The organism is Pseudomonas kribbensis (genome assembly GCF_003352185.1).
GTDB lineage: Bacteria > Pseudomonadota > Gammaproteobacteria > Pseudomonadales > Pseudomonadaceae > Aquipseudomonas > Aquipseudomonas kribbensis.
In genome coordinates, this window is the sequence record NZ_CP029608.1 from 3372722 (window position 1) to 3392837 (window position 20116).

The following is a 20116-nucleotide window of genomic DNA, read 5'->3' on the forward strand; positions in this document are numbered from 1 at the left end:
GGATCAGCATACCTGCCGTCGTCCTTTGGGCAAGCACTCCTGCCGATATAGGGGCGGAAAATGAAAAAGCCACCCGAAGGTGGCTTTTTCGTACAGGCAGGTCAGGCTTTATCAGTAAGCCTTGCCAGTCTTGTAGAAGTTCTCGAAGCAGAAGTTGGTTGCTTCGATGTAGCCTTCAGCACCACCGCAGTCGAAACGCTTGCCCTTGAACTTGTAGGCCATTACGCAGCCGTTCTGGGCCTGTTTCATCAGGGCGTCGGTGATCTGGATTTCACCACCCTTGCCTGGCTCGGTCTGTTCGATCAGGTCGAAGATGTCCGGGGTCAGGATGTAACGGCCGATGATCGCCAGGTTCGACGGCGCGTCTTCCGGCTTTGGCTTCTCGACCATGCTGTGTACGCGGTAGATGTCGTCGCGGATCATCTCGCCGGCGATAACGCCGTACTTGCTGGTCTCAGCCGGATCGACTTCCTGGATGGCGATGATCGAGCAGCGGAACTGCTTGTACAGCTTGACCATCTGGGTCAGTACGCCGTCGCCTTCGAGGTTGACGCACAGGTCGTCCGCCAGCACCACAGCGAAGGGTTCGTCACCGATCAGCGGACGACCGGTCAGGATCGCGTGACCCAGGCCTTTCATTTCAGTCTGACGGGTGTAGGAGAACGAGCACTCGTCCAACAGCTTGCGGATACCGACCAGGTATTTCTCTTTGTCGGTGCCCTTGATCTGGTTTTCCAGCTCATAGCTGATGTCGAAGTGGTCTTCCAGGGCGCGCTTGCCACGGCCGGTCACGATGGAGATCTCAGTCAGACCAGCATCCAGAGCTTCTTCGACGCCGTACTGGATCAGTGGCTTGTTTACCACCGGCAGCATTTCTTTGGGCATGGCCTTAGTCGCTGGAAGGAAGCGAGTACCGTAACCGGCTGCTGGGAACAAGCATTTCTTGATCATATAAGTCCTTGAAAGGGCTGTGTGTACGAGTTTCGGCGCAGTCTAATCAGGCGGCGTGCACCTTACAATGCCCCGCACTGGCTAACCGATGTCAACATAGAGAAATATTCTGGCGGATAGTTCAATCCGCACGCAGAAGCTGCGCATTCAGCGTAGCCCAAAGATTCAGGAACACCGCATCGACCCGCGCCCGCTTGCCCGTTTCCCGCTATCATGACGCCTTTGAACCAGCCAACGAGGCCGCTAGATGTCCGCAGCAAAAATCATCAACGGGTACACCGTCGCCAAGGCAAAAGATGGCCAGTGGCATATCACCGCCGCCAACGGCGAAGATGTGTCCGGCCCATTGCCCACTGAAGCGATGGCGGTTGAAGTAGCCGCGGTGCTTGATTACACGCCTCCTGCACCGAAGCGTCGCGGCAAGGATCAAGACTGATCGGCGACCACAAATCCCGGCCCTGCCACTGCGCAGGGCTTTTTTTGGCCCGCACACAAAGACGTGGCCAATCGCTATAACCTTTTCGCACCGGCGCTGTCATAGCGTCTAGCCCTCTCCTTCCGAAGACGACATCGCCATGAACACCCGTACCCTGCACCGCATGCTGCCACTGATTGCGCTTCTGGCCCTGGCCGGCTGCGCCACGTCCGAAACGACTTATCTGAACAACGGTGAACAAGGCCTGAGCATTGACTGCTCCGGCGAGGCGAACTCCTGGGCCAGTTGCTATGAAAAGGCCGATGCCTCCTGCGCCGGAACCGGCTATCGCATCGTTGGGACGGAAGGTACGCCTGCGCCGAAGGAAAGCGACAAAACCCTGGGTGTCGACGTCGGTAATTACAAGACTCGCAGCGTCGTAGTGGTCTGCAAGTAGGTTTTACATGTGGATTTCGGCGAACTTGATCCCCAGCCCGCGAACGACCTCAATCAGGTCATCCAGACGGCCAAACGATTCGACTTCGTCGTTTTCATCCACCAGAAAATAACTGCGCCCGGCGCTTTTCTTGAAAAACACGATCCACTCACCCGGATTCGCCGGGTTCTGAATCACATGCGTGGCCGCAATCAGCCCTTCTTTATGGCGCTCGCGCACCTGCTCCCGCTTCATGCACATCTCCAGAAATGACAATGCCGCCCAGGCTTGACCTGGACGGCATCAATACCGATGACTGACAGTTTATCAGCCGGAAATGCACGCCGTGGCGGCATTGCGTACGTCCCGTGGACGTATCGGCACATTGGACATGCGTTCATGCAACTTGATACTGCTGCCGCCGGAGCGATCCTCGATGTCAAACACCGCCGCCGGGCCGGATGACAATTTCCCCGGCACGATCACCCGAACCCCGTCCTTATGCGGCTCCATTTGCAGGGCCCCGCGGCTTTGCGCCAGCTTGTCAGCCAGGCACTGCGCGTATTCGTGGGGCTTCTTGCCGGAAATGACGTTCATGGTCGGCAACGTTTCATTAATCTCTGAAACGCTTGCGCAACCACCCATCGCCAATGCCAACGGCACAATGACCACACCCCACTTCATACAGAATCTCCTATAAAGACCGTCGGACAGCACGAATGCCAATTTTCTCCGAGGCTCATTGCATTTAACGCACATGGAATCGCGAATAACTGTTTTTAATTGTCAAAGCAGCGCCCGACGGCCGGATAATAACCTGTCCGGACTGATAAACTGCCGCCAATCGACCTTGCTATCGTTTTGATTTTGTAGAAAAAGCCCTTCTGGAGGCGCCCATGAAATTTATTCACCAGCGCGAGCACCTCAACGAAGACGACATCGTCGTCATCCAATGCTCGCAAACCTGCAACATCCGTCTGATGAACGACGCCAACTTCCGCAGCTTCAAGAACGGCGGCCGTCACACCTACCACGGTGGCGCATTCGATACCTTCCCGGCCCGCATCACGGCGCCGAGCACCGGTTTCTGGAACATCACCATCGACACCGTCAGCCGCCGCGCAATCAGCGTGACCCGCAAGCCGACCCTGACGCACTCGATCAAGATCATCCGTCGTTCCAGCTCGAAACTCAGCTGATCGGCCCCTCAACGTAAACAGGTAAGCATGACCGTGGCTCAAACGACCAAATACGTCATCAAGTACAAACTCAACGGCGAGCGCCGCTTCGAATTCGCCCAACTGGAAAACGGCACGGCGGAAGAAGCCAAGGCTGCACTGGATGCCCTGCACGGCCAAAGCGGCGATGTGATCAGCGATATCAGCGTCAGCAAGGCCTTGTAAGACACGGGTGACAATTCGACCGCAAGCGCCGGAGTGTTCCGGCCTCGCGGGCTGCCTAGACGGATTGCCTGGACAAGCACCAAGGAATCAGCATGCCGATGTCACCCGACTCTCCCCTCGACAGGTTCGACTGGGTCGCACTGGAACAACAGCTGGATCAGGACGGCTGTGTCGTCATCCGCTCGTTGTTGCGCCCGGAAACCTGCGAGCGCCTGAGCGCGCTTTACCCGCAAGGCGAACCGTTCCGCTCGCACGTCATCATGGCCCGCCACGGCTTCGGTCGCGGTGAATACAAATATCTGCGCTACCCACTGCCTCCGGTGGTTGAGCGCCTGCGAAATGCGCTTTATCCGCGACTCGTTCCCCTGGCCAACCGCTGGCACGAACGAATGGGTTTGCCGCAACGATTTCCACCCCTGCACAGCGAGTTTCTCGCGCGCTGTCACGCCGCCGGTCAACTGCGGCCTACCCCGCTCTTGCTGCAATACGGTCCACAGGACTACAACTGTCTGCATCAGGATTTGTACGGCGAACACGTCTTCCCGCTGCAAGTGGCGATTCTTCTGTCGCAACCGGGAGAAGACTTCAGCGGCGGTGAATTCGTCCTGACCGAGCAACGTCCGAGAATGCAGTCTCGCCCGCTGGTGATGGACCTGAGAAAAGGTGACGCCTTGATCTTTGCCGTCAACCAGCGTCCGGTCAAAGGCGTGCGCGGCGATTATCGGGTCACCATGCGCCACGGCGTGAGTCGCCTGCACAGCGGAAAACGGCATACTCTCGGCATCATCTTCCACGACGCAACCTGACCATCATGCACAGCAATTTCGACCTCTTCGCCGACACCGAGCAGCCACACCGCTCCGAGCAGATTGGAGAGCAATCCTGGGTCTTGCGTGGCTTCGCCCTGTCCCGTATCGAGCAATTGCTGCCGGCGCTGGAATCGGTCATCGAACGCGCCCCGTTGCGGCACATGATGACACCCGGCGGCTTCAGCATGTCGGTGGCCACCAGCAGCTGCGGCGCTTTGGGCTGGATCACCGATCGCAGCGGTTACCGCTACTCGGCCGAAGATCCAATCAGCCACCAGCCCTGGCCGCAAATGCCTGAAGTCTTTCGCGAATTGGCCCAGGCAGCGGCGAAGCAAGGCGGATTTTCCGACTTCATACCGGACTCCTGCCTGATCAACCGCTATGTCCCCGGCGCAAAAATGTCATTGCATCAGGACAAAGACGAACATTCCTACGCCGCACCTATCGTGTCCCTGTCATTGGGCTTGCCCGCCATGTTCCTGTTCGGCGGTTTCGCCCGTAGCGACAAGAGTCAGCGCATTTCGCTGTTGCACGGCGACATGGTGATCTGGGGCGGCGTCGACCGGCTGCGCTACCACGGCATCCTGCCGATCAAATACGGCCGGCATCCGCAACTGGGCGAACAGCGTTTCAACCTGACGTTTCGCACCGCTGGATAACCCAACGGAATTTGACCGCAAGGGCCGGAGTGTTACGGTTGGCGGCACTGGTTAACCTGAAATTCAACAGGTCAACGGACTCTCCATCATGAAAACGCTTTCGACCCCTTTGAACACTCAAGACGATCCACGCTGGGCCGCTGTCGTCGCCCGCGACCCACGTGCGGACGGTCAATTTGTCTATGCCGTGAAGACCACCGGCATCTATTGCCGCCCGAGCAGCCTGGCGCGCCTGCCGAAGCCGCAGAATGTCGAATTCTTCGACACCGCCGAGGAGGCTGAAGCGGCGGGATATCGCCCCAGCAAACGGGCGAGCAAGGACCAGAGCGACGTGGCCGCACAACATGCCGCGACCGTAGCCGCGGCCTGCCGGCAGATCGAAAGCGCCGAAACCCTGCCGGCACTCAACGAACTGGCCGAGGCTGCCGGCCTGAGCTCCTTTCATTTCCATCGAGTGTTCAAGGCTGCCACCGGCCTGACACCCAAAGGTTACGCCGCCGCACACCGCTCCCGCAGAGTGCGGCAACGTCTGGCCGATGGCGATTCGGTGACCGATGCGCTGTACGACGCCGGTTTCAACTCGAACAGCCGCTTCTACGAGTCTGCAGACCAGTTGCTGGGCATGAAACCCGGCGATTTCCGGGCCGCCGGGCAAAACAACGACATTCGTTTTGCGGTCGGCCAATGTTCGCTCGGCGCGATTCTAGTGGCACAGAGTGACCGGGGGATCTGCGCGATTCTGTTGGGGGACGACCCTCATCAGCTTGTCTGTGACCTGCAGGATCAGTTTCGCCGGGCAAACCTGATCGGGGCTGATGCCGAGTTCGAACAACTGATCGCCCATGTCGTCGGCTTCATCGAAGCACCGGCCATCGGCCTCGACCTGCCACTGGATGTGCGGGGCACCGCGTTTCAGGAACGGGTCTGGCAGGCACTGCGCGAAATTCCGGTCGGCAGCACCGCCAGTTACGCCGACATCGCTCAACGCATCGGCTCGCCCAAAGCAGTTCGGGCGGTGGCTCAGGCTTGCGGCGCCAACAGCCTCGCGGTGGCGATTCCTTGCCACCGTGTGGTGCGCAGCGACGGCAATCTCTCGGGCTATCGCTGGGGCGTGGAACGCAAGCGTGAGCTGTTGTCCCGGGAAACCCGGTCTTAACGAATGCCGATGTAGATGGCTACCGACTCGGGGCCCAGGTAGGCCTCGAAGTCGGTGGCGTAGCGGCGCTGGATCTGCGGATTGGCTTCAAAGTGTTTCCAGATCCGGCCCCAGGTGGCGATGACGGCGGCAGGCAACGCGCCCTGCCCCTGAAAAACCAGATACTCGCCGCTCTCGATCCGGATTGTTTCGAAATCGCTTTGCGGATCAACGACAGCAACGCCGGCGGTCACATCGAAGGCACCCGAGGCATCCGACTCGTAGGCGGAATACACCCCGTAAATCGGCGATTCGGGCTGCTTGCCGGGAATGGCCTGCGCCAGATTCCTGCCGAAGAACTCGCCCCACATCGGGCCGATTTTCGCCGACTCGGCCTTGTGTTCTGCGGCGTTGGTGGTTCGAACGCGCAAGCCTGAGACCGTGAACGACTCAACGTGCTGTTGTTGTAAATCCATCGAAGTGCCACTCCTTTTTTTGAAGTGCGGCCCGGCAGGTCCGCGATGGCGCTTAATGTGTCAGCGATTGACATCCACGACAACCCGTCCGCGCAACTGTCCGGCGAGCAATCTGGGGGCCGCCTCAATGGCGTCACTGAGGCCGATTTCGTGGCTGATCAGGGGCAACAGGGCGAAATCCAGATCCTTGGCCAGACGCGTCCAGGCCTCGATTCGGCGGGCCATGGGCTGGGTCACGCTGTTGATGCCGGCCAGCGTCACGCCACGCAAGATGAACGGGGCCACCGATGCCGGAAAGTCCATGCCCTGAGCCAGACCGCATGCCGCAACGGTGCCTTCGGCGCGGGTACTCGCACAGGCATTGGCCAACGTATGACTGCCGACCGAATCGATCACCGCAGCCCAGCGCTCCTTCGCCAAGGGTTTGCCGGGCTCGGACAAGGTCGCACGATCAATGATTTCGCTGGCGCCCAGTCGTTGCAGATATTCATGCTCCGACACCCGCCCGGTGGATGCCACCACGCGATAGCCAAGTTTGTGCAACAAGGCAATGGCAAAGCTGCCGACCCCGCCATTGGCGCCGGTCACCAACACTTCACCCTGTTCTGGCGTCACGCCATTGCGCTCCAGCGCCATGATGCAAAGCATCGCCGTGTAGCCCGCGGTGCCGATTGCCATGGATTGCGCGGCGGAAAATGCCTTGGGCAACGGAATCAGCCAGTCGCCGTTGAGCCGCGCCTTCTGTGCCAGCCCGCCCCAGTGGTTTTCACCCACGCCCCAACCGTTGAGCAGCACCTGATCGCCAGCCTTGTAGTCGGGATGCGAACTGACTTCGACCGTACCCGCCAGATCGATCCCGGGCACCATCGGAAACTTGCGCACCACCGGGCTGCTGCCGGTAATCGCCAGCCCATCCTTGAAGTTGAGCGTGCTGTACGCGACGCGCACCGTCACATTGCCTTCAGGCAACTGCTGCTCGTCGATTGTCTGCAGGCTGGCGCGATAACCGCTGTCGTCTTTGTCGATCAGAATGCCGTTGAACATGACTGCCTCTCAGGGGAAGGATTCAGGGGTCGTGGCATTCAAATAGCACACTGCAACATTTTGCCCCACTCGACTTTCCGCCAATCGCTGAATCCGCCGGGTGATTCCAGATCGGGCGACTATGCTTTTTCGACTGCTTCCAGTTATCCCCGAGAAGCCTTTGTCGATGGAGCTGACAATGTCCCGCGCCCGCCCTTTTCTTGCCTGGCTGATGCTCTGTCTATTGGCATTCAACAGCGCGTGGGCGGCGCCTGCGGCCAAGCAGGCAGACGCCGCTGCCGTTGAGCCGACGTGGCCGCAGGTCATCACCAGCGGCAAGTCAAAACTCACCGTGTACCAGCCCCAGCTCGACAGCTGGGACGGCTACACCTTGCAGGCCCGCGCCGCCGTCGAGGCGACCGATGCCGACGGCAAGGCGACTTACGGGATCGTCCAGTTCAGCGCTCACACACTGGTCGACAAGGCGACCCGCTGGGTCATGCTCGACCAGTACAAGATCATCAAGGCCGATTTCCCTGCCGACGCCAGCCAGGCAGAGACGTGGATCACGACACTGCAAAACGATGCGGCCAAACGCAAGAAAACCATCTCCCAGGATCAATTGGAGGCTGCCGTCGGCGTACTGGCCGCCGAACAGAAAGCCGACACGGCGCCCCTGGAAAACACGCCACCGACCATCATCAGTTCTGATGTGCCGGCCATGCTCGTTTATATCGACGGTGAGGCCGCGTATCGCCCGGTCGACGGCACCGGATTGCAACGGGTCATCAACACTCGTCCTCTGCTGCTCAAGGACGCCCAGGGCAAACACTATCTGCACGTGTTCGACGGCTGGATGGTTGCCGATCAATTGACAGGGCCGTACACCCTGCTGTCCTCGCCCTTGGCGGATCTGGAGAAAGCCAAGAAAGCCGCGATCGAGAGTCGGCAAGTGGATCTGCTCACCGGGCAAAGCGATCCGAAGGACAAAGTACCGAGTCTGGCCAAATCGCCGCAGCCGAAGATCTTCGTGGCCATGACCCCGACCGAGCTGATCGTCACCGACGGTGCGCCGCAGTGGCTGCCGATCCAGGGCACGCAATTGCTGTATGTCAGCAACACCACCGGGCACATCTTCAAGGAAATCGGTGACCAGAACAGTTATGTGCTGATCTCCGGCCGATGGTTCCGTGCCGCTGACATGAACGGACCGTGGACATTTACCCCGGCGGACAAGCTGCCGGCAGATTTCGCCAACATCCCTGACGATAGTCCGAAGGAGAACGTCAAAGCCTCGGTCGCCGGGACACCGCAGGCCAAGGAAGCAGCCATTGCCGCCATGATCCCGCAGACGTCGGCGATCAAGAAAAGCGCGGTCAAAATGACTTCGCCGCAATTCGATGGTGAACCTCAACTCAAAGCCATCAGCGGCACCCCGCTTCAGTATGTGATCAACAGTGCGACGCCGATCATCCGGGTCGACAGCAACAGTTGGTACGCGGTGGAAAACGGCATCTGGTTCGTCGCAACCGCAGTGACCGGGCCGTGGGCCGTCGCCAGTTCGGTGCCAGCGGTGATTTATTCGATTCCGCCGAACTCGCCGATGCATTACCTCACTTACGTCAAAGTCTATGAATCCAGTGGTGACACGGTCGTCGTCGGCTATACCCCGGGCTATCAAGGCTCGACGCTGGATCCAGCGACCGGTGTCGTGGTCTACGGCACGGGCTATCCGTACACACCCTGGGTGGGCACTGTCTGGTACGGGCCGCCGGTGACTTACGGTTTTGGCGTCGCCACTCGCTATACGCCATGGACGGGCTGGTCCTTCGGTTTCGGCTTCGGCTGGAGCTGGGGCGGCAGCACTGTCGCCATGGGTTGGGGCTGGGGCGCCTATCCATGGTGGGGCAATTACGGCTGGGGTTACGCGTGGGGGCCACATCTGTATCCGGCGCCATTGGCCTGGGGAGGCGCAGCCTACGGTTATCACGGCGGCGCCGTGACCTGGGGGCCGGGCGGCTGGGCCGGCACTACCGGCAACATCTATCGGCAATGGGGCGACCGGGCGACGGTCAGCCGCTATGGCGCGGGCTACAACGCCTGGACCGGCAACCGCTGGGCCGGTCAGGTCGGCTCTTCCTATAACTCACGGACCGGGATTGCGACGGCAGGTCAGCGCGGTGCGGTACACAATGTCTACACCGGCAACTATGCAGCCGGCCGCAGTGGTGAAGTGGTCGGGCCCAACGGCGGTGCAATTGCCGGAGGGCGTGTTACGGCCGGCAATGTTCGAAATGGCACTCAGGTCACGGCCAATCGTGGTGCCGTCTACAACCCGAACACCGGCAACACCACGCAGTACGGCGGTATCCATGGGCGCAACAGCGGCGCCGCGCGGGTTGGCGACAACGTTTACGCCGGGCATGACGGTAACGTCTACAAGAAAACCGATGATGGCTGGCAGTCGATGGTCAAGGGAGGCACGACACGAGCGCCGATCAACAACAATACTCAGTTGCAGAACCTCAACCGCGATTCGGCGGCGCGTAACGTTGGCAATCAACGGTTGAACAACTTCCACAACTCCTCGCAGTTCATGAACCATTCATTCGGGGGAGGCGGTGGTGGCGGACTTCATCGACGCTGAGCCGAATCCCGCAAGACTATAAATCTTGGCTGGCCCTGAACCCGGTTTTGCTGGTAAAAAAACCGGCTTCAGCTTCTCTGCCCTGCTTTGTCCTTCGGAGTCCTTTCCATGAACCAATGGCCAGATACGCGCATTCTTGACCTGCTCGGCATCGAACTGCCGATCATCCAGGGCCCTATGGCCGGTGCCACCAACTCGTCGATGGTCATCGCTGTGTGCAACGCGGGCGGCTTGGGTTCGATGCCGGCGGCTATGTTGAGCATCGAGAAATTGCGCGAAGAACTGAAGACTATCCGTCAGGGCACCGACAAACCGTTCAACGTCAATTTCTTCTGCCACCAGCCACCGGCCGCCGATGAACAGCGGGCACGGGACTGGAAGAATCTGCTGGAACCCTACTACCGCGAACTGGGTGCCGATTTCGACGCTCCGACGCCAGTATCCAACCGTGCACCATTTGATGCAGCCGCTTGCGAAGTGCTTGAAGAGTTTCGCCCGGAAGTGGTGAGTTTCCACTTCGGCCTGCCGGAAAAATCCCTGCTGGACCGGGTCAAGGCCACCGGCGCGAAAATCCTGTCATCGGCCACCAACGTCGATGAAGCCATCTGGCTGGAACAGAACGGATGCGACGCAATCATCGCCATGGGCTATGAGGCCGGCGGGCACCGGGGCATGTTCCTCAACGATGACCTGAGCAGCCAGGTCGGAACGTTTGCCCTTGTGCCGCAAATCGTCGACGCGGTCAAAGTGCCGGTGATTGCCGCAGGCGCCATCGCCGATGCACGAGGCGTCGCAGCGGCTTTCATGCTCGGTGCATCGGCCGTGCAGGTCGGCACGGCTTATCTGTTTACCCCGGAAGCCAAAGTCAGCGCCTCTCATCACAAGGCGCTGCGCACGGCAAAAGACAGTGAAACAGCAATCACCAACCTGTTCACCGGGCGCCCGGCACGGGGAATCCTGAATCGAGTGATGCGCGAAGTGGGACCAATGTCGGCCAAGGCACCGGCGTTTCCGCTGGCCGGCGGTGCTCTGATGCCCTTGCGCGCAAAGGACGAGGCCGACTTCAGCAACCTGTGGGCCGGTCAGGCATTCACACTGGGCAAGGAGTTGAGCAGTGCTGAACTGACCCGGCAACTGGCGGAAGGAGCGCTCGCGAAACTCGCTCGGTAAAGGCACGGCAGACCGAGGGATTCCATGCCCTCACCTGCCCACTTGAAACCAGCACTTTCCGTTTGGAAGCATTTCGCTATATATTCAGCTATATAGCGATTCACCCCCTCGCATCGGCGCAGTCTACCCCTCTAACAACAACTGCCCAGTGCACCTGCCAACAACGGAGCTGTTACATGACCATTCGTGCCTCACGTTTTGCCCCTACCTGCCTGGCCTCCCTGCTTGCGGTATTCGCCGTCGGCGCTGTTCAGGCGGATGAAGTGCAAGTTGCCGTCGCGGCCAACTTCACTGCACCGATCCAGGCAATCGCCGCCGATTTCGAAAAAGACACCGGGCACAAACTGGTCGCAGCCTATGGCGCCACCGGGCAGTTCTACACCCAGATCAAGAACGGCGCACCGTTCGAGGTGTTCCTCTCCGCTGACGACACCACGCCTGAAAAACTGGAAAAGGAAGGCGACACCGTCAAAGGTTCGCGCTTCACCTACGCCATCGGCACCCTGGCGCTGTGGTCGGCCAAGGAAGGTTACGTCGATGCCAAAGGCGACGTCCTGAAGAAAAACGAATACCAACACCTGTCCATCGCCAACCCGAAAGCCGCGCCGTATGGCCTGGCGGCCACCCAGGTGCTGGAAAAACTGAAACTGACTGAAGCGACCAAAGCCAAGATCGTCGAAGGCCAGAACATCACTCAGGCCTACCAGTTCGTATCCACCGGCAACGCCGAGCTGGGGTTCGTTGCCCTCTCGCAGATCTACAAGGACGGCAAGGTCAGCAGCGGTTCGGCCTGGATCGTTCCGGCGAGCATGCACGACCCTATCAAGCAGGACGCCGTCATTCTGAACAAAGGCAAGGACAACGCCGCTGCCAAGGCACTGGTTGACTACCTCAAAGGCCCGAAAGCCGCTGCGGTCATCAAGTCCTACGGTTATCAGCTGTAAATGTCGCTGACGAGTGCCGATTTCGCGGCGATCTGGCTGACCCTGAAACTGGCGTCCCTGACCACCGCGATCCTGCTGGTCATCGGCACTCCGATTGCCCTTTGGTTGTCGCGTAGCCGTTCCTGGCTGCGCGGCCCCATCGGGGCCATCGTCGCCCTGCCCCTGGTGTTGCCGCCGACCGTCATTGGTTTCTATCTGTTGCTGGTAATGGGGCCGAATGGCTTTCTTGGGCATTTCACCCAGTGGCTGGGGCTTGGCACGCTCACCTTCAGTTTTACCGGACTGGTCATCGGTTCGGTGCTCTATTCCATGCCTTTTGTGGTGCAGCCGTTGCAAAACGCCTTCTCCGCCATCGGCACTCGCCCACTGGAAGTGGCCGCGACTTTGCGCGCCAATCCCTGGGACACTTTTTTCAGCGTCATCCTGCCGCTCGCGCGCCCTGGCTTCGTTACCGCGGCGATCCTCGGCTTCGCCCATACGGTTGGCGAATTCGGCGTGGTACTGATGATCGGCGGCAATATTCCAGACAAGACCCGGGTGGTCTCGGTGCAAATCTACGACCATGTCGAAGCCATGGAATATTCACAGGCCCATTGGCTCGCCGGAGCAATGCTGGTGTTTTCGTTCCTGGTGTTGCTGGCGCTCTATTCCAGCCGCAAGTCTCGCGCAGGCTGGAGCTGATCGATGATTGAAGCACGCTTGAAACTCGCTTACTCAGGCTTCGGCCTGGATGTTGACTTGCACCTGCCCGGTCGTGGCGTGACCGCATTGTTCGGGCAATCAGGCTCCGGCAAGACCACCTGCCTGCGCTGCATCGCCGGACTTGAAAGGGCCTCGAACGCCTTTGTGCAAATCAATGACGAAGTCTGGCAGGACAGCGAGAAAGGCATTTTCGTCCCGCCGCACAAGCGTGCGCTCGGCTATGTCTTTCAGGAAGCAAGCCTGTTTCCGCATCTCTCGGTGCTGACCAACCTGCAATTCGGCCTTAAACGGATTGCCAGGAATCAACGCCGGGTCGACATGGCGCAAGCCACCGAACTATTGGGAATCGGCCATTTACTGGAGCGTCATCCCCAGCATCTGTCCGGCGGTGAGCGTCAGCGCGTCGGCATCGCCCGAGCATTGCTGACCAGCCCGAAGCTGCTGTTGATGGACGAACCGCTGGCCGCCCTCGACAGTCAGCGCAAAAGCGAAATCCTGCCTTACCTGCAACGGCTGCACGACGAACTCGATATCCCGGTTCTGTATGTCAGTCACGCCCAGGATGAAGTCGCGCGACTGGCCGATCATCTGGTGCTGCTCGACAACGGTAAAGCGCTGGCCAGCGGCCCCATCGGCGAAACCCTGGCGCGCCTCGATTTGCCTCTGGCAATGGGCGATGACGCTGGCGTCGTGATCGAGGGGCAAGTCATTTCCTACGATCACGACTACCAATTGCTCTGCCTGCAATTGCCCGACACGTTGTTGAGCATTCGCGTGACTCACTCCCCCATGGAGATCGGCCAGGCACTGCGCTGCAAAGTGCAGGCTCGCGATATCAGCCTGACCCTGCATAACACCGAGCACAGCAGCATCCTCAATCGGTTGCCGGTCACGGTGGTCAGCGAAATGCCCGCCGACAATGCCGCTCATGTACTGATTCGCCTCGATGCGGGCGGCACGCCGCTGCTGGCCCGTATTACCCGCTACTCACGGGACCAGCTTGGTGTACATGCCGGCCAACAATTATGGGCACAGATCAAGGCTGTCGCGGTTCTGGCATAAATCGGTCGGCACGACTGCCGGGGCCTGCGGTCAATCGCTGTAACAGCCCGATTGCCGCCCAGGAACCCCGCCATGCCCGATATTGCGCTGACCGATGTGTTGCCTTCGGACCTGCATTACGTCGATGACACCCAGCCGGGACTTACCCGCAAGAAGCTGCGCGGCAAGTTCTGCTACTTCGACGCAATTGGCCAGCGCATCCGCGATCCTGATGAAATCAAACGCATCAATGCGCTGGCTGTGCCGCCGGCCTACACCGATGTGTGGATCTGCGCGGACCCTCGCGGCCACCTGCAAGCCACCGGCCGCGATGCTCGCGGGCGCAAACAATACCGCTATCACCCACGCTGGCGCGAAGTGCGCGATGCCGACAAATACTCGCGACTGCGCGAGTTCGGCATGGCGCTGCCGAAGCTGCGCAAACAACTGGAGGTGCTGCTGGACGCGCCGGGGTTCAGCCGCGACAAGGTCATGGCTACGGTAATCACGCTGCTCGATGCCACGCTGATTCGCGTCGGCAATACGCAATACGCACGGGACAATCGATCGTACGGCCTGACCACCTTGCGCAGCCGGCATGTCGAGATCAATGGCAGCGCGATCCTGTTCCAGTTTCGCGGCAAGAGCGGTATCGAGCACCAGATCACCGTGAAAGACCGGCGCCTGGCGCGGATCATCAAGCGCTGCCTGGAAATCCCAGGGCAGAACCTGTTTCAGTATCTCGATGAAAACGGCGAGCGGCACACCGTCAGCTCTTCCGACGTCAACACTTACCTGCAAACCCTGACTGGCGCGGATTTCACCGCCAAGGACTACCGGACCTGGGCCGGCAGCGCCCTCGCCCTGGCGGTGTTGCGGGAGTTGCAATGGGAGTCGGAAGCCGAGGCCAAGCGGCATGTGGTGGAGATGGTCAAAGGTGTGGCGAGGCAATTGGGCAACACGCCGGCGGTGTGCCGCAAATGCTATATCCACCCGGCCGTGGTGGAGCATTTCATGCTGGGCGCACTGGCGGAGCTGCCAAAGCCGAGGATCCGCAAAGGTCTGCGCAAGGAAGAAGTCGCCTTGGCGCTATTTCTTGAGCGCATGTCTGACATGGCTTGAAGCGGTCGAGCGTCTCGACTAGGCTATCGAGCTTCCCCTCCCAAGGACGACCGCAGAAAGTGAACAACTAAGCCTTCAAAAATGTAATCGCGACACGCCTTTCCGGGCGCTTGTCTGTTTTCACGACATTTTTTGGAGGTGCCGATGACTCACGTCTCGCGTACGCCTGCCCTCGTCTCCCTGAATCAGCTAGGTTTCCAGCTCGCCAATGGCGAGACGATTTTCGATGCACTCGATTTGAAATTCGATCACACGCCGACCGCCATCGTCGGGCGCAATGGTGTCGGCAAAAGCGTACTGGCGCGCTTGATCACCGGACAATGGCAGCCCACCACCGGCAGCGTGACGCGCACAGTGGCCACAACCTACGTAGCGCAAACCTGGGTCGCCGCACCTGGCGAGACGGTCGCCGAGACCACCGGCAGCGCCGCCACTCTTCAGGCCCTGGAACGAATGAGCCAGGGCTGCGCATCCCTCGAGGATTTCGACCTCATTGGCGAACAATGGGATCTCGCGGAGCGATTGCGGCGCCTGCTCGATGACGCCGGGCTGGCCGAGGTCGCACTCACTGACTTGACCGAACAACTCAGTGGCGGCCAGCAAGCACGAGTCGCACTGATCGGCGCATTTTTGAGTCAGGCTTCGTTGCTGGTCCTTGATGAACCGACTAACCATCTGGATTCATCGGGACGGCAATGGCTGATGAACTCACTGGCGCGCTGGCACAGCGGGCTGATCATCGTCAGCCATGACCGGCAACTGCTCGATGCCATGCAACGGATTGTCGAATTGAATGGCGTGGAGGCAAATGACTTCCGCGGCAATTATTCGGCGTTCCGTGAGCATCAACGGATTCATCAGGCAGCGGCACAAGCGCGTCTCGATCAAGCCCGAAGCGAACGCCAGCGTGAACACGTACGGTTGCGGCGTGAACACGACACGATACAACGCCATGCAGCCAATTCCCGACGCAAAGCCGAAACCGCCAACATTGCCAGTTTCGAATATGTGGCGATCAAAGGCGCCGCCCGGGAAATCATGGGGCACGTCAGGCAGGGCCATCAGGCACGCAAGTCCGAGCTGGACGCCCAGGTACGGGAGGCATACGCCAAGGTACAACCCGCCGACAGTGTGCTGGTCAACCTGCCCGGAAGCACCGTGCCGAACAATCGTCAGGTTTGCACACTGATTGAAGCCGGATTGCCGTGGCTGCCCCGCGCAGCAGCAACGAGCCGCCTGAGCCTGGTGATCCGTGGTCCGATGCGAATCGCTGTCAGCGGTCCCAACGGGTGCGGCAAATCGACCCTGCTGAAAGTGCTGGCCGGGCAATGGGCACCAATCGGCGGAGTCGCCACGACTCACGTTCCTTTCGCGTTTCTTGATCAGCAACTGGCCCAACTGGACGATCAGCGCTCGATCACCGAACAGTTGATGACGCAGGGCACGGGACTGGACGAAGGTACGCTGCGCAGTAACCTCGCTCACCTGCAACTGGATGCTCGTCGCGCCACGGGGTGTTGCGCTTCATTGAGCGGTGGCGAACGCCTGAAAGCCGCACTGGCGCTGGCATTGTGGAGAACAGACCCCGCGCAATTGCTGTTGCTGGACGAACCGACCAATCATCTGGACCTGCCCTCGGTGGAAGCTTTCGAACGAGCTTTGCAGAGATTTCCGGGAGCGATAGTTGCCGTTTCGCACGACCAGGACTTCCTCAAGGCGCTGGAACCGACACACTTTCTGAACTGGCACCGTTCCGGTTGGTTACTTCAACCGACGAACTGACCTGACTATTTTTTGCACGATTTGTCAGGGCTTCTATAGTAGATCTGATATGAATCAGCTGCGGTGACGCCATGGAAGACATATTCGTCGTGAAGCGTTGCAACAAGATCATCATTCACGGTCGCCGCGCAGGAGAAAGTCTCCACGAACCCGCCGAGGCCACCAGTTGGTATCGCATCAGTGACACGCGTACCGGCGGTTTCATCGGGGATGGTTACGATCTGGAAGAGGACGCCCGGCGAGAATGCCAGCGACTGAATGCCGTCAGCTCACGAGTGACGGACTGTGAGTCTTCGGGCTGATAGCTGTCATTTACGGGTCTATACTCAAACCAGCTGAAGGAGCAGCGCCCCAACGGCAGAGAGCTCGCGCTTCGCGGGCTTTTTGCTGCCTCAGAGCGGTTTCCTGAACGGAGGTGTTCCATGTCCGAAAGAGAGTCCATCACCACTCTCCTCACCTTGCTCGAGGCCCGGGAGGCACGCCTTGCCGCAGCCTGCAAAGAGATCGCCGACTGGGTCGATCATCAAGGCGGACACCCGACCGCCCTGCGCATCCGCGACCGATTGAACGACATCGAAAAGGATACGCCGCTGATTCGCAGCACCCTCTCGTCGCTCAAACCTGTCGATCGGCCGCTGCCACGCTTCAGGTGATCCACCTGATTCGCACAATGCCTGCAAAAAAGAACGTCCTTGGTGGTGAAAGGTCAAACCCTTTACACGTCACCAAGGAGGCGTCTCATGGTCATTCACTTCAAAGTCGACGGGCATCTGGCCTGTGGTCACAAGGGCAACAACCTCAGCTCCAGCCCCGAACTCAATCGCGTCAAGTGCCGCAGCTGCCGCAACACCGACGCTTATAAAAACGCACGCAAGGACCAGCGCAATGCGGCGCGCCGGGCCGCTCGCCATGCCAAGGCAACGAACCATGCATCCAGTTGGCGTTCCGAGTGGATCGAACGCCTGACGGCGATGACTGGCCTCCAGCGTCTGCCAAGGGGTTTTACCGGGCAAGCCTTCGTCTAGACCGGTAACACAATGGGCCGTCTGTTCGGCCCATTTCTGCTGATGTGTTTATTACTGTGTAGCTCTGCCGATGCTATGGTGAGTCCTGTCGGTTCCAGTTTCGGTAACTCAGCGTGCAAACATCCCTTGATCCTGAAGACAACTTCGGAGCGCCCCCCTCACCTCGCCGCAATCCGTCGCAAAAACGCAGCCGTGAACGGCAGGAACGGATTCTCGGCGTGGCTACACGGCTGATCGCCAGCAAGGGCAGCGATCAGTTGAAGATGAGCGAAATCGCTTCACTCTGCGAGATATCAATCGGTTCTCTCTATCAGTATTTTCCAGACAAAAGCTCGATCATCCTCAGCCTCGCGCAGCGTTACAACGCCGAAAGCCGTCGCTGCATTCAGGTTGCTCTGGAGAAGGTCCACGATTCCCAATCGCTGGAAGTCGCTTATTCGGAACTGCTGGATCTGTACTACCAGGTCATCACGGCAGAACCGGTCATGCGCGATATCTGGTCAGGCATGCAGGCCGACAAACAGCTGCTGGATCTGGAACTGCAGGAAAGTCGCATCGCGGCGCAAATGTTGACCCGTGCGGTGCTGCGCGCCTTTCCTGACGCCAATGAACAACAAGTGAGTGATGCGGCATTTCTGGTCTGGCAACTGGGTGAATCAACGATGCGCCTGGCCATTTCCTGCTCCGAGGCAGAAGGTAAGCGACTGGTCGAAACCTTCAAGCGTATGTCGCTTCGGGAAATACTGCATCCAACCCTCGCCGACTCTCTCAATTCTTTTACCTAAATCGGTGACGCTCAACAAATGACCTGTCGTCGGCTGAGGGCGGGCTTTTCTTGACGGCATAACGTGAGCATCTATCGTATTTTTTGTGAGAGATGCTCACGTTAACAGAGAGATGATCATGACAAGCTCAGAAACCCAATCCTTTCTGATACTCGGCGCTACCGGAAAAACCGGAAGCCGCATCAGCAAACGACTGATCGAAGAAGGACATCCGGTTCGACCAGGCTCACGCAATGCACCCATTCCATTCGATTGGGACAATCCTTCAACCTGGAGCGCAGCTCTGACGGGCGCGCGCGCAGTCTATATCTCCTATCAGCCCGATCTCGCCATGCCCGGCGCCTTGGAAACTCTGCAGGCGTTCGTTTCGCTCGCCGTCGAGCACCACGTCAAACACTTGGTACTGCTGTCAGGACGCGGTGAAATTGAAGCGCAAGAAGCTGAACGTATTGTGCAGAACAGCGGTATCGACTGGACAGTCCTGCGTGCCAGTTGGTTTTTCCAGAACTTCAGCGAAGCGCATTTCCTCGAGCCGATCATCGAAGGTCAGCTCGTGTTGCCAGTCGGCAATATCGCTGAACCGTTTGTTGATGCAGAAGATATTGCCGAGGTCGCCGTGCAGGCACTCACAAAACCCGGACATGCTGGAAAACTCTTTGAACTGACCGGGCCAAAAGCATTGACCTTCGCTGAGGCAATTCAGGAGATCGGCTCGGCAACAGGGCGCGATATCCAGTTCATACAAGTGCCGTCGGAGAGTTACCGCAAGGAACTTGAAAATGCGCAACTGCCAGCGCCCTGGGTTGATCTGGTGCTTTATCTCTTCACCACCGTTCTGGACGGGCGTAATACCGCTGTTGCCGATGGGGTAAGGCAAGCCTTGGGACGAACAGCCAATAACTTCAGTGCTTATGCCAGACGCACGGCTTCGACCGGGGTCTGGAATGCTCGGGAATGACAAAAGTGCGGGGATTTTTTGCGGAGCAAAGAAAAAGGGCTTGCATGAGAAATGTCATGCAAGCCTTTGATATTCAAGGTTATCGACTTGGCACTGAATGCATACAGGCGGTTGCTTGGAACCGGATCAACTTTACTTCGAATCCCAGCGTGTAACCCATTTCTTCTCGGCCGGGTGCGGCTGAACGCATGTGCCTGATCTTATCGTAGGAAGCTGGATCGGTGGGAGGTCGTCTAGCCTGTGAGCGACTGTTACGCAAGAGTTGCGCTTCCCGGCCTGATTAATCCATATCAAATGAGCCTCGTAATCTACCCCGGGCTCGGGAATGAATATCTTCGCAGGAGGCATGCAAAGACCGTCACCGACATATTTGATATCCACTACAAAGGGTTTGCCAGCGGGGATCACCATTTCCGAAATTTTTTCATTCGGAACAGTTCCGTTGGTGAGCCTCCATGAGCTGGGCATCCCGATGCTGAGTTTTGAGTTGCTCTGTACACGCTGCAGATGCGCCTCTGAACGAGGTTTATTCTTTGGTCTTACCGGTAACTCGGCACTCAACTCTTCGCAGGAATATCCGACGCTATAACTCGCCTCTAGCAATGAAACTCCGGCGTAAACACGGACTCTCGA

24 protein-coding genes are annotated in these 20116 nt (G+C 59.0%); 19 read left to right on the plus strand and 5 right to left on the minus strand.

Annotated elements, in window-relative coordinates; all coding sequences use genetic code 11:
- Positions 1-111 precede the first annotated feature (111 nt).
- A complete protein-coding gene (gene galU / locus DLD99_RS15320; protein ID WP_085710029.1) occupies positions 112-951 on the minus strand; it encodes a UTP--glucose-1-phosphate uridylyltransferase GalU in 840 nt (279 codons plus the stop codon).
- Positions 952-1198: 247 nt separating this feature from the next.
- Here galU and DLD99_RS15325 point away from each other — a divergent pair, with 247 nt between their 5' ends.
- Positions 1199-1387: a hypothetical protein gene (locus DLD99_RS15325; RefSeq protein WP_085710030.1), complete on the plus strand. Its 189-nt coding sequence runs from the start codon at positions 1199-1201 to the stop codon at positions 1385-1387.
- A gap of 139 nt (positions 1388-1526) precedes the next feature.
- Positions 1527-1823, plus strand: a complete 297-nt coding sequence (locus DLD99_RS15330) for a hypothetical protein (RefSeq protein ID WP_085710031.1) — start codon at positions 1527-1529, stop codon at positions 1821-1823.
- 3 nt (positions 1824-1826) lie between these two features.
- On the opposite strand, the gene DLD99_RS15335 is transcribed toward DLD99_RS15330, so the two are convergent.
- Together DLD99_RS15335 and DLD99_RS15340 are read right to left on the minus strand one after the other, a co-directional pair.
- Positions 1827-2057, minus strand: a complete 231-nt coding sequence (locus DLD99_RS15335; RefSeq protein ID WP_085710032.1) for a hypothetical protein — start codon at positions 2055-2057, stop codon at positions 1827-1829.
- 72 nt (positions 2058-2129) lie between these two features.
- Complete coding sequence (locus DLD99_RS15340; RefSeq protein ID WP_114883336.1) at positions 2130-2486, minus strand: hypothetical protein; 357 nt, start codon at positions 2484-2486, stop codon at positions 2130-2132.
- A 212-nt stretch (positions 2487-2698) separates the two neighbouring features.
- Here DLD99_RS15340 and DLD99_RS15345 point away from each other — a divergent pair, with 212 nt between their 5' ends.
- The 5 genes from DLD99_RS15345 to ada all read left to right on the plus strand — a co-directional run bounded on the left by DLD99_RS15345 (position 2699) and on the right by ada (position 5829).
- A complete protein-coding gene (locus DLD99_RS15345) occupies positions 2699-3001 on the plus strand; it encodes a DUF1883 domain-containing protein (protein ID WP_039768744.1) in 303 nt (100 codons plus the stop codon).
- Between the two features lie 27 nt (positions 3002-3028).
- On the plus strand, positions 3029-3205 hold the full coding sequence (locus tag DLD99_RS29125; protein ID WP_162803442.1) for a hypothetical protein: 177 nt from the start codon (positions 3029-3031) through the stop codon (positions 3203-3205).
- Positions 3206-3297: 92 nt separating this feature from the next.
- Positions 3298-4011, plus strand: a complete 714-nt coding sequence (locus tag DLD99_RS15350; RefSeq protein WP_114883338.1) for a 2OG-Fe(II) oxygenase — start codon at positions 3298-3300, stop codon at positions 4009-4011.
- 5 nt (positions 4012-4016) lie between these two features.
- Positions 4017-4673, plus strand: a complete 657-nt coding sequence (gene alkB / locus DLD99_RS15355) for a DNA oxidative demethylase AlkB (protein ID WP_114883340.1) — start codon at positions 4017-4019, stop codon at positions 4671-4673.
- Positions 4674-4761: 88 nt separating this feature from the next.
- The gene (gene ada / locus DLD99_RS15360) at positions 4762-5829 is read left to right on the plus strand and encodes a bifunctional DNA-binding transcriptional regulator/O6-methylguanine-DNA methyltransferase Ada (RefSeq protein WP_114883342.1); all 1068 of its coding nucleotides are present in this window, start codon (positions 4762-4764) and stop codon (positions 5827-5829) included.
- On the opposite strand, the gene DLD99_RS15365 is transcribed toward ada, so the two are convergent.
- Together DLD99_RS15365 and acuI are read right to left on the minus strand one after the other, a co-directional pair.
- Positions 5826-6284 carry a GyrI-like domain-containing protein gene (locus tag DLD99_RS15365; RefSeq protein WP_114883344.1) on the minus strand — a complete coding sequence of 153 codons (459 nt, stop codon included), beginning with the start codon at positions 6282-6284 and terminating at the stop codon, positions 5826-5828. The genes ada and DLD99_RS15365 overlap by 4 nt on opposite strands.
- A 60-nt stretch (positions 6285-6344) precedes the next feature.
- Positions 6345-7328 carry an acrylyl-CoA reductase (NADPH) gene (gene acuI / locus DLD99_RS15370; protein ID WP_114883345.1) on the minus strand — a complete coding sequence of 328 codons (984 nt, stop codon included), beginning with the start codon at positions 7326-7328 and terminating at the stop codon, positions 6345-6347.
- A 178-nt stretch (positions 7329-7506) separates the two neighbouring features.
- On the opposite strand from acuI, the gene DLD99_RS15375 reads away from it, so the two are divergent.
- The 12 genes from DLD99_RS15375 to DLD99_RS15430 all read left to right on the plus strand — a co-directional run bounded on the left by DLD99_RS15375 (position 7507) and on the right by DLD99_RS15430 (position 19483).
- The gene (locus tag DLD99_RS15375) at positions 7507-9954 is read left to right on the plus strand and encodes an autotransporter (RefSeq protein ID WP_114883347.1); all 2448 of its coding nucleotides are present in this window, start codon (positions 7507-7509) and stop codon (positions 9952-9954) included.
- A gap of 108 nt (positions 9955-10062) precedes the next feature.
- Positions 10063-11124, plus strand: coding sequence for an NAD(P)H-dependent flavin oxidoreductase (locus DLD99_RS15380; RefSeq protein WP_114883349.1), 1062 nt, complete (start codon positions 10063-10065; stop codon positions 11122-11124).
- A 176-nt stretch (positions 11125-11300) separates the two neighbouring features.
- On the plus strand, positions 11301-12068 hold the full coding sequence (gene modA, locus DLD99_RS15385) for a molybdate ABC transporter substrate-binding protein (RefSeq protein ID WP_114883351.1): 768 nt from the start codon (positions 11301-11303) through the stop codon (positions 12066-12068).
- On the plus strand, positions 12069-12749 hold the full coding sequence (gene modB / locus DLD99_RS15390) for a molybdate ABC transporter permease subunit (protein ID WP_114883353.1): 681 nt from the start codon (positions 12069-12071) through the stop codon (positions 12747-12749).
- 3 nt (positions 12750-12752) lie between these two features.
- Positions 12753-13832, plus strand: coding sequence for a molybdenum ABC transporter ATP-binding protein (modC, locus tag DLD99_RS15395; RefSeq protein ID WP_114883354.1), 1080 nt, complete (start codon positions 12753-12755; stop codon positions 13830-13832).
- 72 nt (positions 13833-13904) lie between these two features.
- The gene (locus tag DLD99_RS15400; protein ID WP_114883356.1) at positions 13905-14933 is read left to right on the plus strand and encodes a DNA topoisomerase IB; all 1029 of its coding nucleotides are present in this window, start codon (positions 13905-13907) and stop codon (positions 14931-14933) included.
- Positions 14934-15077: 144 nt separating this feature from the next.
- The gene (locus DLD99_RS15405; protein ID WP_114883358.1) at positions 15078-16715 is read left to right on the plus strand and encodes an ATP-binding cassette domain-containing protein; all 1638 of its coding nucleotides are present in this window, start codon (positions 15078-15080) and stop codon (positions 16713-16715) included.
- Positions 16716-16786: 71 nt separating this feature from the next.
- Positions 16787-17017 (plus strand): hypothetical protein, encoded by a 231-nt coding sequence (locus DLD99_RS15410; protein ID WP_114883360.1) that lies wholly within the window; start codon positions 16787-16789, stop codon positions 17015-17017.
- A gap of 120 nt (positions 17018-17137) precedes the next feature.
- Positions 17138-17368 (plus strand): hypothetical protein, encoded by a 231-nt coding sequence (locus DLD99_RS15415; RefSeq protein WP_085710047.1) that lies wholly within the window; start codon positions 17138-17140, stop codon positions 17366-17368.
- Between the two features lie 87 nt (positions 17369-17455).
- Positions 17456-17740 carry a hypothetical protein gene (locus DLD99_RS15420; protein ID WP_114883362.1) on the plus strand — a complete coding sequence of 95 codons (285 nt, stop codon included), beginning with the start codon at positions 17456-17458 and terminating at the stop codon, positions 17738-17740.
- A 113-nt stretch (positions 17741-17853) separates the two neighbouring features.
- Positions 17854-18525 (plus strand): TetR/AcrR family transcriptional regulator, encoded by a 672-nt coding sequence (locus DLD99_RS15425; protein WP_114883364.1) that lies wholly within the window; start codon positions 17854-17856, stop codon positions 18523-18525.
- A 118-nt stretch (positions 18526-18643) separates the two neighbouring features.
- On the plus strand, positions 18644-19483 hold the full coding sequence (locus tag DLD99_RS15430; protein ID WP_114883366.1) for an NAD(P)H-binding protein: 840 nt from the start codon (positions 18644-18646) through the stop codon (positions 19481-19483).
- The last annotated feature ends 633 nt before the right edge of the window (positions 19484-20116 follow it).